The sequence below is a fragment of the Acinetobacter brisouisimilis genome, assembly GCF_000368265.1.
Taxonomy (GTDB): domain Bacteria; phylum Pseudomonadota; class Gammaproteobacteria; order Pseudomonadales; family Moraxellaceae; genus Acinetobacter.
Genome location: NZ_KB851218.1, coordinates 43,918 through 60,172 on the forward strand (window position 1 = coordinate 43,918; position 16,255 = coordinate 60,172).

At 42.4% G+C, this 16,255-nt stretch carries 13 protein-coding genes, 1 tRNA gene and 1 pseudogene; 4 read left to right on the forward strand and 11 right to left on the reverse strand.

What is annotated here, in order from left to right; all coding sequences use genetic code 11:
• Window positions 1-5 precede the first annotated feature (5 nt).
• The 9 genes from rfbB to F975_RS01620 all read right to left on the reverse strand — a co-directional run bounded on the left by rfbB (window position 6) and on the right by F975_RS01620 (window position 10,863).
• Entirely contained in the window at window positions 6-1,085 is a 1,080-nt protein-coding gene (gene rfbB, locus F975_RS01580; protein ID WP_004749724.1) for a dTDP-glucose 4,6-dehydratase, read from the reverse strand.
• Window positions 1,086-1,168: 83 nt separating this feature from the next.
• On the reverse strand, window positions 1,169-2,200 hold the full coding sequence (locus F975_RS01585; RefSeq protein WP_004749725.1) for an ELM1/GtrOC1 family putative glycosyltransferase: 1,032 nt from the start codon (window positions 2,198-2,200) through the stop codon (window positions 1,169-1,171).
• Window positions 2,193-3,188 (reverse strand): glycosyltransferase, encoded by a 996-nt coding sequence (locus tag F975_RS01590; protein ID WP_004749726.1) that lies wholly within the window; start codon window positions 3,186-3,188, stop codon window positions 2,193-2,195. Before F975_RS01590 ends, F975_RS01585 begins: the two co-directional genes overlap by 8 nt.
• A gap of 12 nt (window positions 3,189-3,200) precedes the next feature.
• Entirely contained in the window at window positions 3,201-3,974 is a 774-nt protein-coding gene (locus F975_RS01595; RefSeq protein ID WP_416201875.1) for a polysaccharide deacetylase family protein, read from the reverse strand.
• A 45-nt stretch (window positions 3,975-4,019) separates the two neighbouring features.
• The gene (locus tag F975_RS01600; protein ID WP_004749728.1) at window positions 4,020-4,910 is read right to left on the reverse strand and encodes an ELM1/GtrOC1 family putative glycosyltransferase; all 891 of its coding nucleotides are present in this window, start codon (window positions 4,908-4,910) and stop codon (window positions 4,020-4,022) included.
• A 66-nt stretch (window positions 4,911-4,976) separates the two neighbouring features.
• Window positions 4,977-5,903, reverse strand: coding sequence for a branched-chain amino acid transaminase (locus F975_RS01605; RefSeq protein WP_004749729.1), 927 nt, complete (start codon window positions 5,901-5,903; stop codon window positions 4,977-4,979).
• A 26-nt stretch (window positions 5,904-5,929) separates the two neighbouring features.
• On the reverse strand, window positions 5,930-8,674 hold the full coding sequence (gene glnE / locus F975_RS01610) for a bifunctional [glutamate--ammonia ligase]-adenylyl-L-tyrosine phosphorylase/[glutamate--ammonia-ligase] adenylyltransferase (RefSeq protein WP_034425645.1): 2,745 nt from the start codon (window positions 8,672-8,674) through the stop codon (window positions 5,930-5,932).
• A 76-nt stretch (window positions 8,675-8,750) separates the two neighbouring features.
• On the reverse strand, window positions 8,751-10,022 hold the full coding sequence (locus F975_RS01615) for a sensor histidine kinase (protein WP_004749732.1): 1,272 nt from the start codon (window positions 10,020-10,022) through the stop codon (window positions 8,751-8,753).
• 754 nt (window positions 10,023-10,776) lie between these two features.
• Window positions 10,777-10,863, reverse strand: a tRNA-Leu gene (locus tag F975_RS01620).
• A gap of 181 nt (window positions 10,864-11,044) precedes the next feature.
• On the opposite strand from F975_RS01620, the gene queA reads away from it, so the two are divergent.
• The 3 genes from queA to F975_RS01635 all read left to right on the forward strand — a co-directional run bounded on the left by queA (window position 11,045) and on the right by F975_RS01635 (window position 13,798).
• Window positions 11,045-12,076 carry a tRNA preQ1(34) S-adenosylmethionine ribosyltransferase-isomerase QueA gene (gene queA / locus F975_RS01625; protein ID WP_004749733.1) on the forward strand — a complete coding sequence of 344 codons (1,032 nt, stop codon included), beginning with the start codon at window positions 11,045-11,047 and terminating at the stop codon, window positions 12,074-12,076.
• A gap of 107 nt (window positions 12,077-12,183) precedes the next feature.
• Window positions 12,184-13,209: a hypothetical protein gene (locus tag F975_RS01630; RefSeq protein WP_004749734.1), complete on the forward strand. Its 1,026-nt coding sequence runs from the start codon at window positions 12,184-12,186 to the stop codon at window positions 13,207-13,209.
• Between the two features lie 19 nt (window positions 13,210-13,228).
• Window positions 13,229-13,798 carry a LemA family protein gene (locus F975_RS01635; RefSeq protein WP_004749735.1) on the forward strand — a complete coding sequence of 190 codons (570 nt, stop codon included), beginning with the start codon at window positions 13,229-13,231 and terminating at the stop codon, window positions 13,796-13,798.
• Between the two features lie 29 nt (window positions 13,799-13,827).
• Here the strand turns inward: F975_RS01635 and F975_RS15980 are convergent.
• Window positions 13,828-14,274, reverse strand: a pseudogene (locus tag F975_RS15980) (GGDEF domain-containing protein); the annotation flags it as partial.
• Between the two features lie 212 nt (window positions 14,275-14,486).
• The gene (locus tag F975_RS15985; RefSeq protein WP_004749737.1) at window positions 14,487-14,687 is read right to left on the reverse strand and encodes a PAS domain-containing protein; all 201 of its coding nucleotides are present in this window, start codon (window positions 14,685-14,687) and stop codon (window positions 14,487-14,489) included.
• A 355-nt stretch (window positions 14,688-15,042) separates the two neighbouring features.
• Here F975_RS15985 and tgt point away from each other — a divergent pair, with 355 nt between their 5' ends.
• Window positions 15,043-16,173, forward strand: a complete 1,131-nt coding sequence (gene tgt / locus F975_RS01645; RefSeq protein WP_004749738.1) for a tRNA guanosine(34) transglycosylase Tgt — start codon at window positions 15,043-15,045, stop codon at window positions 16,171-16,173.
• Window positions 16,174-16,255: the final 82 nt, after the last annotated feature.

The window sequence follows — 16,255 nt, forward strand, 5'->3', positions numbered from 1 at the left end:
ATACCTTACTGGGCCGATTCAGCATGATACTGTTGTGTTAACCAGTTTTTATATTCACCACTTTGTACGTGCGCAATCCATTCCTGATTATTCAGATACCACTCGACCGTTTTGCGTAATCCTGTTTCAAAACTTTCTTGTGGCACCCACCCCAAGTCTTGCTGAATCTTGCTGGCATCAATCGCATAACGTAAGTCATGCCCAGGGCGATCAGTCACATAGGTGATCAAATCTTGATAATGGACAACACCCGTCGGCTTATTCGGTGCAAGTTCTTCTAGAAGCTGACAAACGGCTTTAACCACATCAATATTCTTTTGTTCGTTATGCCCACCAATGTTATAGGTTTCACCTACTTGTGCCTGAGTCACGACTTGATACAGTGCACGTGCATGATCTTCTACATACAACCAGTCACGAATCTGCTGACCATTGCCATAAACAGGCAACGCACGACCATTCAAGGCATTCAGAATAATGAGTGGAATCAGTTTCTCAGGAAAATGGTATGGGCCATAGTTATTGGAACAGTTAGTAATCAGTACAGGTAAACCATAAGTACGATGCCATGCACGAACTAAATGATCTGAACTGGCTTTACTCGCTGAATAAGGCGAACTTGGGGCATATGGTGTCGTTTCATGAAATAAATCATCAGTGCCTTCTAAGTCGCCATACACTTCATCCGTAGAAATGTGATGAAAACGAAAAGCCTGCTTTTTCTCAGTAACTAACCCATTCCAATATTGGCGAGCGGCTTCAAGTAGCTGGTATGTTCCTAAAATATTGGTTTCAATAAATGCGGCTGAGCCTGTAATTGAACGATCCACATGTGACTCGGCTGCCAAATGCATAACCGCATCAGGCTGAAAATCTGAAAATAGTTGATCTAGCGCAGCGCGGTCACAAATATCAGTTTGTGAAAATTGATAGCGAGAATTTTGAGCAATACTTGATAAAGACTCTAAATTCCCTGCATAAGTCAATTTATCGACATTTAAAACTTCATCTTGGGTATTTTGAATAATATGGCGAATGACAGCCGAGCCAATAAAGCCTGCACCACCTGTGATTAAAATTTTCATCTTAAAATCGTAATACTAAAAATTCTGCTTAGTATAACCAATTCTCTATACACAACAGTTAAGAAATCACGGAGGATTCTGACTTAACTGCAAGCAAATAGCTGTTTATGTAATTGTTGTGCCAACATTTCACTCGGCTCAAGCGTTAAGGTATGCTGCTGTTCTACTTTAAACGTAGTATTGAGCTGTGCAATTGAAATGACTTGCAAAAGCTGTTGTTGACTCAAGCGCTCAAGTACATTGTGAAATTTTTCATCGGGCTGCCAATGCTCAGGCAAATAAGCAACCACAGGACGCATGGCAGAAACACTTTCCATCAGCATAGACATTGAATCTGCACTACAAAATACACGTGTCGAAACTGCCAAAAACTGATGCAAAACCGAACGTGGCTGTTCTGCCCACCACACGACATCCGCAATACACTCAAAGTTCAGGTATTGCTGCAAAATTCTTTCCGCCTGTTGGCCTGTACGGCGTGAGGTGCTAAGCAACCATTTAATCCGATGCTGACGTGCCAGCAGGTTCATCTGTTTTGCCAGTTGAACCCAATCCTGTTCCTGATACTGTGCTCCCGCGCCATCTCCACCGATCAGCATCGTCCATACTTGCTGCTCGACATGCGGATGCTCAGAGTGCCATTGCTTGCCATGCTGTTCCAAGGTTGCCTGACTTAAAGGCATCGGCGACACAGGTAAGCTAATAAATGGTTTTGGCAAATCTGGTTCGAGCACCAAAATTGCATCAAACAATTCAACTTTGAGTTGACGCAGTGAACCACAGAAAATATTTTTTGCTCCAAATGCCCTAGACAACCACACAATGGCATAGGCACTATTTCCACCTGCACCGACCACAATATCTGGATGTGCATTTGGCAGAGCATCTCCCTGATAAAACTGATCAATTTTTTCTGCTTTAGGAATTTTATAGTTGAGTAGCCACGTTAAAGGTCTGCGATAAAACTTGTGCTTTAAAGTCAGTTCAATCCAATGCACCTCTAATTCAAAATCGCGTTCCAGAGCAAACAGTACACCTTTAGACTGATTAAAATGCCCTGGTACACCATCACTCACCACCCAAACGGTTTTTTTTGTTTGGTTCAAATTAGACATGGCTGAGTTCCTGATAAACTTGTAAAGTATTGTGTAATACAGCTTCTAGCGTTAACTGTTGCTGGGCATATTGATAAATCGGTTCTGAACGCTCAGTCAGTTGCTCAAAATGCTGCACATGCTGTTGAATTAAATCATGTAAAGCAGTGACATCATCCGCAGGGCACATCAGCTCAGGCGGCAAAATTTCTGCAACCATACCAACATCCGTTGAAATCACAGGGCAATGCACCAAAAGTGCTTCAGCCAGTGTATAAGGGCCACCTTCATTACGCGATGAGATTACCAAAAAATCTGCCTGCTGCATCACCGTCGTAATATCATTGCGATGTCCAAGCAATTCAATACGATCTGTTAAAGCATACTGCTGAATTTTTTCTTGTAGCAACGCTCGATCTGGCCCCTCACCAACAATCCAGAGTTTGGCATCAATTCCTCGCCATGCTTCAACCAGTAAATCAAACCCTTTGGCTGGCACGAGACGTGCAACCGCAATCGCCTGTAAGGGTTGATGTGGCTGTTTTTGTGCTGTCTGAAGTACAGGCGGCTGAATCCCATTTAATACCACACGCACACGGTCTTGCTGACTAAACTGATTGGCGACCCGTCGACTCACTGCAATAATTCGATCATATTTTTCAAATGCCTGAACATTACGTTTTAGGTTATGCAGTGTCGCTACACTTGGAATTTTGAGCCATTTCAGCATTGGTGCAATCATTGATACGGCTTTGTTGGCTTGCACATGCAGGACATCGGCATGAGTGGCTTTGATGGCTTGATACAATTGCCACAGCAAAATCGGGTTTTTACGGCTTTTGCTTAAATCCAAGGCTTTAAATTCAACACCACTGACCCGCTCTGCATACTTCTCATGAGCGATGAGTGTCACCTTTTGTCCTGCCTGTGCCAAACCATTTGCCAGTTCAACCACATGCTTTTCCAAGCCACCTTCTTCGTCACCTGCCATGACCATACAAATATGCATTGTTATTCTCTCTTATAGCCCGCGCTGACCCAGTTTCAGGCGACATTTCACTGCAAATATCGAATCTTTACCACTAATCTTGATACGCTGTAACTGCATAAAATCAGGCTGTGCAGTATCAATGCCTTCTTTAGTGGTCACGGCATTGCAATAACCTGCCTGTTTTGCCAGTTCAACATCACGCTGGCTATAAATCCCAAAAGGATAAGCAAAACTGGTCACAGGTTGCCCAATCATCTGTTCGAGTTGTTGTTTCGATTGCACCAGTTCTTGCAAACATTCTTTATCTGTCAACTTGTCTAAGTTGGCATGGGTCATGGTATGTGAACCAATTTCCACACGACCACTATGGGCTAGAAACTGAATTTGCTGATCACTCAATTTAGGCTCACGTGCCAGTTCGCCACTATTATGATGGGCTTTTTTATAGGTCGACCAGTCGCGGTCATGACGGTCAACCACCACATAAATCGTGGCTTTGGCCTGATATTTTTCTAAAATCGGATAGGCATTTTCCAAGTTATCCAGATAGCCGTCATCAAAAGTAATCGCCACGGTTTTTTCAGGATGTTTGCCCCAGTCCTGCTGAAGTTCCTGCATGGTGACAAAATGAAAACCTTGAGCTTTCATCCACGCCACTTGCTTTTCAAATTCGGCAGGAGTCACACGCAGTTTATTGAATTTTGCGCCATCAATATGCTCACGCACCATGTGATACATCAAGACACGCGGACGTTTCCAATCAATTGCAGGTTTCCACCACGCATATTTATAACTAAATGCCATCACCGCAAGCAGCACAATCAGAGCCAAATAAATCACATGGTTAACCTAACAAGATTGAAGTAAATATGTTGCCACACGCTCTGCTTCTTTAAAAGCGCTTGCCGCAGGCAGTTGTTCTAAATGGGTTGTCGAGGAGACAAATTGTTTTTGTAACAGCCCATCAACGGCTTGCGTAATACGGTCTTGCTTGAGCCGATCAATCTCAATCAACCCAACACGACAACCTGCGGTCAGCGCTTCAAACAGCATCGATACACTATCTTCAGTCACCCAAACCGCTTCGGCTTTTTGCATTTCTTCAAAAATCCAGCCTTGTGGCGTTTGTTCTACAGGGAAAATCTGTAGCTGAGCCGCATAAGGTTGTTGTTGTAATTGAGTTAGAAAATCACTCGGAGTACGGCGTGAAGTGGTTAAAATAATCGTTGCTTGTGGCTGATGCTCGGTAATATTTTTAATCGCTAACAGCACCTTTTCAGTATTCCATCCATGACGTTTGGATGAACCACCCAAAGCAATCAAAATTCGGTTGGCTTGATGACGTTGCTGATTCACGATCGGATTTAACGCACCTTGGGTCACGATCACTTGGTCCGATGCAGGCACAGCATCATGCTCGGGAATCACAGCATAATCAAAACAACTAAGAGGTAAACTTGGTTTCATTAAAATCACGGTTTTGGCATGTGGGTAAACTTTCTCCATGAGCCACACGCGCAAATGGGTATGGCTCCCGACACCAAAAATAAAGGTCGGCGTTTGCTCAACCTGTACACACTGCCGAGAAAAAATCGCACCCATCAAACTCAAAATCGGCAAATCAGCAATCGAGATTTCCTGAAAAGAGCTGTTCGCATGTTGACGCTGCATCGCCAGATACAATCCCAAGGCTTGGGAACGATGCCCCGCCTTACCATCACTGATATACACCACATGCATACTGATTTTTCCACTCACATAAAAAAAGCGAAACCGAAGTTTCGCCCTTATCTTAACTGATTCGACTTATTTTACATAAGTTAACCAGTGTTCGTATTTCGGATTTTTACCTTGAACCGCATCAAAGTAAGTTTGTTGAATTAACGTAGTGATTGGACCACGGCAACCTTCACCAATTTGACGGTCATCGTATTCACGAATCGGAGTCACTTCAGCAGCAGTACCTGTAAAGAATGCTTCATCAGCGATGTAGAATTCATCACGGGTAATACGACGTTCAATCACTTCAATACCTAAATCTTTGGCAATGGTAATAATCGTTTGACGGGTAATACCATCAAGCGCACCGCCTGCAATATCAGGAGTATGCAATTGACCATCTTTCACCAAGAACACGTTTTCGCCAGAACCTTGGCACACGTAACCTTGTGGATCCATCAACATTGCTTCATCGTAGCCTGAATGAGCCACTTCCTGATGCGCAAGAATCGATAAAGTATAGTTACCAGATGCTTTTGCTTTACACATAGTCACGTTTGGATGGTGGTGCGTAAATGAAGAGGTTTTTACGCGAATGCCTTTCGCCATCGCTTCTTCACCAAGGTATGCACCCCAGCCCCATGCTGCAACTGCGGCATGAATCGTATTGTCAGTTGCGGCAATACCAAGTTTTTCTGAACCAATCCAAATAAGCGGACGTAAATAGCAAGAAGCCAATTTATTTTCACGTACTACATCGATTTGCGCTTGCTCTAACGTTGCCTGATCAAATGGAACTTTCATTTGATAAATTTTTGCAGAGTTAAGCAAACGTTTGGTGTGTTCTTTTAAACGGAAAATCGCAGTTCCTTTTGGTGTTTCATAGGCACGGACACCTTCAAACACACCCATACTGTAGTGTAATGTATGGGTTAAGACGTGAATTTTTGCATCACGCCAATCTACTAATTTTCCATCTTGCCAAATAAAACCATCACGATCAGCCAAATTCACGGCACACACTCCAAATTTTCACATCATTATTCACTGTCCAAGGCTTGTGCGCTTGGATCAATTAATCTCTGCCATAACTTGCAAACGATCTCGCGGGTGTCGCGCCATTGTGCAGCTTGAACTTGCATGTTTTTGTTTGCAAGTGCTAGACGGTGGCTCTCGGCTCGTTCACTGAGATAAGCTTGAATCAAAGCCTGCGCATCTTGGCTGGGTAAGCAATCTAACCGCGCAGCATCTTCAAGGATTCGGACATTGTCAGAGAAATGGGCGAGATCGGGCTTCGTCCCACTCCATGCCAACACCATATACTGTGCCATAAATTCAATGTCAACGATACCACCTGCATCCTGTTTTAAATGAAAAATCCCATCTTTTTTTTGCTCTTTGCTTGAGCCTAAATGGTCTTTCATTTTCTGCCGCATTTTTAAGACTTCAGTCTGAACTTCACTTTCATCTCGTTTTTGCGTCAGAATTTCACAGCGAAGCTGCTCAAATTGCTGTCTTAAACCCAAATCCCCTGCAATAGAACGCGCACGAACCAGTGCCTGATGCTCCCAAAGCCATGCACTTTTCATTTGATATTGCTCATAAGCTTTCAGGCTGGTCACCAGCACTCCAGCTTCACCTGAAGGGCGCAAGCGTGTATCAATTTCATAGGCACGACCATCAAGAGTTTGCGTGGTCATTAGCGACATAAATTTCTGTGCGACACGCAAAGCAAACTCAAAACCGCTAATTGATTTACGTCCATCGGTATCGGCCTGTTCATCCAGATAATGAATAAACACCAGATCCAAATCTGAACCATAGCCCAGTTCAATCCCGCCGAGCTTACCATACCCAATTACAATAAAACCTTTTTGATCGATCGAGCAGCGTTGACCATCTTGCGTGACAGGATAACCATGCTTTTGCGCCACCATTTCATATGCCAGATGTAAGGTAGCTTCGACACAGACTTCAGCAATATCGGTCAGGGCATCAGAGACTTTCATTAACGGGCTTTCGGCAAGGACATCACTGGCAGCAACTGCCAATACATGGCTTTTCTTAAATAAACGCAACACACGCATCAGGTCTTCCACCTGATCCAGTTCAATGCGCAATAACTGATAACGCATGGAAGCTTCCAGGTCAACACGGCGTGGCAGCTCAAAGTCCATCGACAAGAATTCATCCAGCAGTACGGGATAATGCGTCAGCTCCTCACAAATCCACGGACTGACTTCTGACATTTTCACCAAGCGCTGCAACGCCCCTTTATTTTCAATCAGCATCACCAAATACACGGTACGGCGCATCACCGACTCAATCAGCGGCATCAGGCGCAGCAATGCCACTTGTGGCTGCTCAGCTTGTAAAATTGCAGCAATCAGTGGCGGCCAAAAAGCTTTTAAACGTTCAACCGCTTTGGCAGGTAATTTTTTAATGGCATGTCCGTGCCAGAATTCATGAATCAGGTTTTGTGCATCATCATCCAGTACAGCAAGTAACTGTTGCTCGAGTTCAGTACTATCCGCATCATGCTGATCAAATTCATTTTCCCGAATCAGGTTTTTAAACTGCAAGCTGACCTTGTCACGTTTCTGGTTTAGCACATCGAGAAACTCATCCCATGTGGCATAACCCAAAGTTTCGACCATACGCTGACGCAGTGCAGGCTCAACAGGCAGTGCTTGGGTTTGCTGATCATTGAGTGCCTGAATCGCATGTTCTACCCGACGCAAAAACAGATAGGCATCTTCAAGGTCACTTACAATGCGTGGCTCAAGTAAACCCACTGCCCCAATATGCTCAAGGCTAGTCAAACAGGTACGGTCTTGCAGTTCCAGTTTTGAACCACCGTGAATCAGCTGAAACACCTGCACAATAAATTCAATTTCACGAATACCGCCTGCGCCCAGCTTGATGTCATCGTGAATATTGCGGCGTGCCACCTCACGTTCAATCATCTGTTTCATTTCACGCATGGCTTCAAAGGCACTGTAGTCAACATAACGACGGAACACAAAAGGACGGGTCATTGTCATTAAGCTATCGCCTTTTTCTCCCGTAATGACTCGCGCCTTAATCCACGCATAGCGTTCCCACTCACGTCCATGCTGAATCAGGTATTTTTCTAAGGCGACATGACTAATCGCGAGTGCCGAACCATCTCCCCACGGGCGTAGGCGCATATCTACCCGAAACACAAAACCTTCTGCGGTTATGTGATCCAGCAGATAAATCAGCTTTTGCCCCCATAAAATACAGAACTGCTGTATTTCAATACATTTACGCCCATTGGTTTCACCTTGCTCATCGAAGGCAAAAATCAGGTCAATATCACTGGATAAATTCAGTTCTTGCGCACCGAGCTTGCCCATACCGATCACGATCAGATCTTGTACCTGACCATCATAACCCATCGGTTCACCATATTTTGCCAATAACGCTGGCAGCGCAAAGGCTTTGGCAGCACAAATACAGGCATCAGCAAAATCGGAAAGTTCACGAGTAAGTTGTGGCACGGTAGTCTGTTGGTTAGCGTCTTGCCAAATCCAGCGAAACATCAGACGGGCACGTAAAATTCTTAACTGACGCATCCATTGAATTTCATCATCGATACCTGCAAGCGTTTGCTCAACATAAGCAAAAATTTCTGTGGTTGATAAAGTCTGATGAAAAGGATGATCTTGGTCATCTTGCTGTAATTGCTCAGCATACTGTGCCAAGACTTGTTCTGCGTATTGACTGGCGTGAAGTGTTTTTTGTAATTGATCGTGATTCATGATCAGCATATTTCCCCTATAGCTAAGCTAGTTATAGCAGGAGAAATAAACTTTTGGAAAATAAAAGTGAGCTTTTTTAGTGCGCAGCCAACTGATCTTGGTGTAATGCTAATGCACTATGTTCATCTTGGGCTTTCGGCAAGATCACCGTAAAAGTTGTGCCCTGACCTTCTTTGGAAATGACCCGAATTTCACCATGATTTAAGTCAACAAAGCGTTTACACAGCACCAGACCCAAGCCCGTTCCACGCTCACCTGCCGTACCTTTTAGCGAGGTTTTAATGCGTGGCTCAAATACATGCTGCACCTGCTGCTCAGTCATACCCAAGCCTGTATCGGTTACAGATAGTTGAATCTGTTCCCCATGCACACAAGCGCTAATCGTGACTTGGCCCGTGCCATCAACAGGTGAAAATTTCAAAGCATTTGAAGTTAAATTCTGTAGCACCGAGGTCAACATATTAATGTCAGCAAACACTCGAATATCATCAGGAACCTGATCTACTAAGCGGATTGTCTTTTTCAAAGCGAGGCTGCTCAGCACATCCATGACAATATGACTGCACTGTTTGAGCTTAAAATTAATTGGATGATAAACAAAATGCCCGCCCTCGGCCATCGCCCAGTCGAGCAGGTTTTCGAGCAGATTGTAAGTGGACTTGGCCGTGTCATTCAAATAACTGGCAATATTTTGAATACTGGCATGATCTAGAGTATCGAGTTCTTCGGCTAAAACATCGGAAAAGCCCAGTAAGCCATGAAAAGGGGCCCGCAAATCATGTGCAATAATTTGAAAAAACTTGGTACGGCTATAATTCAGTGCTGAAAGCTGCTCATAGGCTTCTTTAAGTTCGGTATGTTCAAATTTCAGCTCGATATAGCCCAGCATAGCTTCCAATAACACTTCAATCTGTTCAATGTCCTCAGGATGAAATTCATCTGCGACCTGATCAAAAAACACCAGTTGACCAATACTGTTTTGATTCACCACCAGATTTAATGCAAGCAACCGCTGATGATCAAAAAAATGATGTTTCAAGTGTTCTGAAAATTTTGAATAGTTTGGATGTTTTGGAGAAATGACAACAGCATCTTTGGTATAGCAGGCTTGCAGTTGAGCTGCCAATTCAGGATTTGCAGGATAAGCTTGAAAGCCTTGTTGGGTAACAAACCAAGTATAAGGTTCATGATGAAATGCCCAAGCGGCAAATTCCACATTGAGTAAACGGCGTGCCATTTTCAAAAAAATGTCGATCTGATTGCGCGAGCTAGTAACCCCCAATAATAAGGACAGCTTACAATCACTCATTTGATCGGCTTGGTTGAGTTCTAACAATTTTGGCTGCATGCCTCGCCTCACATATCCATCCGTACTGGCATTGTTTTCAAGTATTACCTTAATGAAAACCCCGTTCCCAATTAACAAAATAACACACTAAAGTCATTTTTCTAAAACAAACATTAAATCATTTTATTTTTTTGTAACCAATACCTTTCGATCATAGCTATATAAATCATAAGGTTTTTTGCTTTTTTCAAAATTATCTATGCTCATTTTTTTGCCAACTAGATCACTAATTTTAAAAGAAAGTCAATTGCAAATTATTGTGATGAAAATTCGCAACACATTTCACTCAAAAATTCCAGAAAACTGTATGCATGAAAAAAGTAACCGTCAATTTGGAGCAAAAATAAGCCTGCCAGATTAAGAAAACATGACATAAAATTGAATCAAAAATTTTCTACTCATTCACAAAAACTCTCAATGAATGTATCGGCTGCCAAAGCCACCTCACCCGATGATCAAACAGACTGTCTTTAGTACAAAAAAACTGAGCAAGAGCAGTTTTAGCTGTTCTTTAGAGATCAGTAGATCCAATGTGGGGAATCGCAAAGATTAGCTTGCTTCACGATTATATTTTTAGGCAGCAAAAATCCGCTCTGGGTATTTTTATTTTGATTAGCAAAAAATAAATTTAAAGGTAAAAAACCAGTCAACAATTAAATACTTTTCTATTGGAATAATATAAATTTATATTTTTTATAAACAAAAAAAACCGAAGCATTTGGCTTCGGTTTTTTAAATCTTGGTACCAGATTTATGGTCCCGAGGGTCGGACTCGAACCGACACGTTCTCTCGAACAGTGGATTTTGAGTCCACCGCGTCTACCAATTTCACCACCTCGGGATTAAGTATGGCTGGTTTACGCTGTGTATATTATCCTATTTTTAAAATGTGTCAACGCCATTTCTACACCATTGCTCACTTTTAAAACAAACAATTGATACTTTGGTGTTTTTTTCAGCAAAATCGACCATAAAAAGAAAAAAGTTTATAATAGCTGCAATCTATTTTCCAGATTTTGGCTATGCAACTCTCTGACTTTAACTTTGAACTCCCAGATCATCTGATCGCCCGTTACCCGCTTCAGTCACGTACTTCATCACGTTTATTGCATTTACATGCCGACGGAAAATATCAAGATCACTGTTTTACCGATATTTTAGAACTGTTCAATCCTGGCGATTTAATGATTCTAAATGATACCAAAGTCATGAAAGCCCGCCTGAAAGGCAAACGCGCTACTGGCGGAGCAGTTGAGGTGTTGGTTGAGCGCATGCAAGATCAATTTGTTGCGCACTGCCACATTAAAGCCAGCAACTCCCCTAAAGCTGGTGCAGAGCTGTTTATCGGTGAAGATGAAGTCAAAGTGACGGTTCAAGGACGTCATGAAAACTTATTTATTGTGGAATTTTCGCAGCCGATCCTCACCGTACTCGATCGTTATGGTCAGTTACCGATTCCACCGTACTTTAACCGTGAAGCCGAGGCAATTGATACCGAGCGTTATCAAACCGTGTTTCATGACCCCAATAAACTCGCCAGTGTTGCTGCACCCACTGCAAGCCTGCACTTTGACCAGCAGCTTTTGGCTGAGCTAGAACAAAAAGGCATACAAAAAAGTTTCGTGACTCTACATGTGGGTGCAGGTACCTTCCTGCCTGTACGTACTGACAATATCGAAAACCACATTATGCACAGCGAATGGTGCAATGTACCTCAGCACACTGTTGATCTGATTCGTGAAACGCAAGCTCGTGGTAATAAAGTCATTGCGGTGGGAACCACTGCAACCCGTGCCCTTGAAAGTGCGGCTCAAGCCCATGGTGGAAAAATTGACGCTTGGACAGGCGATACACAAATCTTTATTTATCCTGGATATCAGTTCTGTGTAGTAGATCGTTTAATTACTAACTTCCACTTACCTGAGTCAACATTGTTGATGTTGGTTTCAGCACTCTCGAATCAAGAGAATATTTTAAATGCCTACCGACACGCAGTGAAACAGCAATACCGATTCTTTAGTTATGGCGATGCCATGCTGATTGACCGTGCATAACGCTATTAAACGAGACTAAAAGGCTACTTCAAGTAGCCTTTTTTTATAGATTACAAAAAACATAAAGAATGGTTAAAATAGCGCTGTTCAATTTGAGTTGTATCACCATGCCGATGGATGCCCTCCAGCAAATCCTACATATTCAGCGCAAGAAAAATCAGCAAGTCATGCGTAATGTAGCGCGCCTGTGGGATATTGGACAGAAAGCTCAAACGCCTGATGAACTGCTGGATGCGTTACATCCTTGGGGTGAAGATCGCGATTTACGCTTTTATAATGTATTGCCCATGTTTTTGGTGATTGCCAGTGTTCTGGTACTGATTTTAGGCGGTTTGCTGCATCATTATTTTCCATTCTTTTTTACACTACTGGCAAGCGTTGGTTTAGGTTTCTGGGCTTATCTCATTCATGAAAGCCAAAAACCGATTGATGAAGTGATTCAGTTTTTACGTGAACGCATGCTCAGCCTGCGGTACAATTTACACTTTCAAAAACTCCCTGACAACTTTACTGATCCGAGCAGAACCTTTTCAGTGCTGGCACAGCTCAAAGCCATGTTTCCACTATTTTCCAAAGGCACTGAAGTCAATCGACTGGATTACTTTGCGTCAACTACATGGTTACATGACGGGCAACGCTACCCTGTGATTATTTTTCAGTATGATTATATTGTTGAGGTTGCGACCACCAACCAGCGCGGCGAGCGCAATGTGATTCGGAAAATTAACAAACGCCAATGGGGTGCATTTATCTTTGATGCACCTGTGCTGGGGTTAGCGATTAGCAATACGGGCAATGATTTTTTCCCGCCTTATATCCAGGAATGGGAAACCAGCGATATTCAGACCAACCGTAAACTGGATATTTATGGCTGCGATGCACATGAGACTGCCAAACATATCACTCCGAGTTTCACATTAAAACTGTATGATTTTTTTGAGAAATTTACAGGAGATTTACTGTTTCACCCACGCGAAAGTATTGTATGTTATTTAGGGGAACAAGACTTGTTTCGACTACAAAGCAAACAGGTCGAGATTCAAGAGATTTCTCACTTACGCGGACATCTAAGAACGCTGGGCATGCTGGAATACAATTTATTCAAAGAACATATGCTCAAACTATTATCATAATTTTTATAGGATTCTATTCATGTTTGGCTTTATTGTCTTTTTCGGTTTTTTTATTGTGCTGATCGTTTGGGGAATCATGATCCGCAATAATATTGTGCGTTATCTAAATGCGACACAACGTTCATGGGCAGAAGTGGCGAACTTTGAGCTACAGAAAGTCAAAACACTGGATCATCTTGAGCAAACCCTTGCCCAATATACTCATTTTGAAAAAAGCACGCTGGAAAAAGTGACTGAACTACGCCAACAGATCATGAATTTGAATCTACACCACACTGACACTTCACATTTACAGCATATTGAACAACTCAACCAAGAGTTGATACGCAATCTAAACCTTGTGGTCGAAAATTACCCTGAACTTAAAGCCGATCATCTGTACAGTCAAATGATGCAGGAAATTCAGGAGCAAAATGAAAATGTCAGTGCGGCAATTAGTATTTTTAACCGTAACGTGGAAGCCTTCAATAACCAGATTGAAGTCTTCCCGAATAATATGATTAATACGATGACTTTGTCGAAAAAACCCATTCGCCCATTTCGTGATCCAATTATGAATCAGTCATACAGCTACCGCCCCAACTTTTAACATCAGTACGATGATGGGCTATCTGGTGATCAGGGCAAATGATATCGAACCTGATTTCGACCTTGATCTTTGGCCAGATACAACAATTCATCGGCTGAACGGATAAAGCTTTCAACTGTGAGGTATTGCTGAGTTTGTCCGTGAGTATTGCCCCCAATACTCACCGTAATTTTAGGAGCTTTGGCTGCACTGATCAGCGGCATTTCAATACAATTGACTGCTTTTCTAAAATGTTCAGCTAGACGAATGGCTTCTTCCTGTGAGGTTTCTGACAAAATCACCACAAATTTCTCACCACCAAAGTGTGCCACAAAATCATAGACTCGACTAAACATTTGTTTTAATAACTGCGCCACTGCAATCAGGCAATAATCACCCTGCAAGTGTCCATATTCATCATTGTACTTTTTAAAATGATCGATATCGATAAACAAAATCGAAAGGGGGCGCTCATTACGCTGTGCCCGTTTAAATTCTTGCTCAAGGCGTTCTTTTAAGGCTTGCCGATTAGAGACTTGCGTTAAAGGATCTTGTAATAAAAGCTCCTGATTGCGCTTATTGAGTTGTTCGAACTCTAGTTCAAGTCGTTACGTTCTGAAACATCAAACATAAACCCGATCAAGGCTGTAGTTTTGTTATTTTCACGAAGTACATGCACGACATCACGAATCCAGACATAATCTCCCTTTTAGTTGAACACTCGATAATCAGCTTCATGATCTGTTCCTTTATTAGACAAGGCCATACACACATTGAGTGTAGACTCCCGATCTTCAGGATGCATAAGGTCAATCCAGTCCTGTACTGTTTTAAAGCTATCGGGTGTCCAACCTAAAATGTCTTCAATTTGTGGGCCAATATAGCTAAATTCCTGGGTTTCCCAATCCACTTTCCAAGGAATCGCTTTGGTTGTCTCAACCAGTGCTTTATAAAATTGCCATTTTTTTGTTCATTCATATAATCTTCATCCTTTAATTTTTATATAAGAACAATCTATAATTTTTATAAGTCTATGCTTGTTGATTAAAATTTAATAAAAAACGCAACAAATCATTACAGCCATAGAGTACAAATCATTTAGATTTTCAATCCTCATCCATGATGATTTTTCTTCATATTTTATGAATGAATTTAACAGTTCCATACATCACAAAACTGGCGTTTATATACAGAATCAGGGAGAATAGTCCTCTTTTAGCTTGAACAATCAGCGAACTGTTTTTTCGCCTTGATTTGGATGTTATATGAAGTTTGAGAAGTTAACTCAATCGGGTCGCGCCCGTCGTGGTCGTTTAACCTTGGAACACGGTGTGGTTGAAACGCCTGTGTTTATGCCTGTGGGCACTTACGGCACAGTCAAAGGCATGTTGCCGCGTGACATTGAAGAAATTCAAGCCCAAATTATTTTAGGCAACACCTTCCATTTGTATTTACGCCCAGGCCTAGAAGTGATTAAAGCCCACGGCGGCTTACATGACTTTATTAAATGGAATAAACCGATTCTGACTGACTCGGGCGGTTTTCAGGTGTTTAGTCTAGGCGCAATGCGCAAAATTAAAGAAGAAGGTGTCACCTTCCGTTCACCAATTGATGGTTCAAAAGTGTTTTTATCACCTGAAATTTCGATGGAAATTCAGCACACATTGAACTCTGATATTGTCATGATTTTTGATGAATGTACCCCTTACCCTGCCACGCATGACGAAGCGCAAAAATCGCTTCAGTTGTCACTGCGCTGGGCAAAGCGTTGCAAAACCCATCATCATGATAAACTGAACAACAAAAATGCCTTGTTCGGTATTATTCAGGGCGGCATGTACGAAGACCTGCGCGATGAATCTTTAAATGGTCTTTTAGAGATTGATTTCGATGGTTATGCCATCGGTGGTCTATCTGTCGGTGAACCAAAAGAAGAAATGATTAAAGTACTGGATTATCTACCAAACAAAATGCCAGCAGATAAACCACGTTACTTAATGGGTGTCGGTAAACCTGAAGATATCGTTGAAGCGGTGCGCCGTGGTGTCGACATGTTCGACTGCGTCATGCCAACCCGCAATGCACGCAATGGACATTATTTTGTCACTGATGGTTTGGTCCGTATTCGTAACAGTAAATACCGTCATGACCAAAGCCCGCTTGACCCACACTGTGACTGTTATACTTGTCAAAACTTTACCCGTGCTTATTTGTTCCATTTAGAAAAATGTGGAGAAATGCTTGCGTCAATGTTGGGCACGATTCATAACCTTCGTTATTACCAACGCTTGACTCAAGCCATGCGAGATGCACTCGATGCAGGTACTTTTGATGCCTTTGTCGAAGACTTCTACCAGCGTCGTAGTTTAGAAGTTCCAGCTTGCCCAGCCGACTAATTCGCAATATTTGCGCTAGAGAGCAAGACAAGGTAAATTGCTCAAATAAGTCAGTAAATTTTATTTTTATTAGGAAACACAA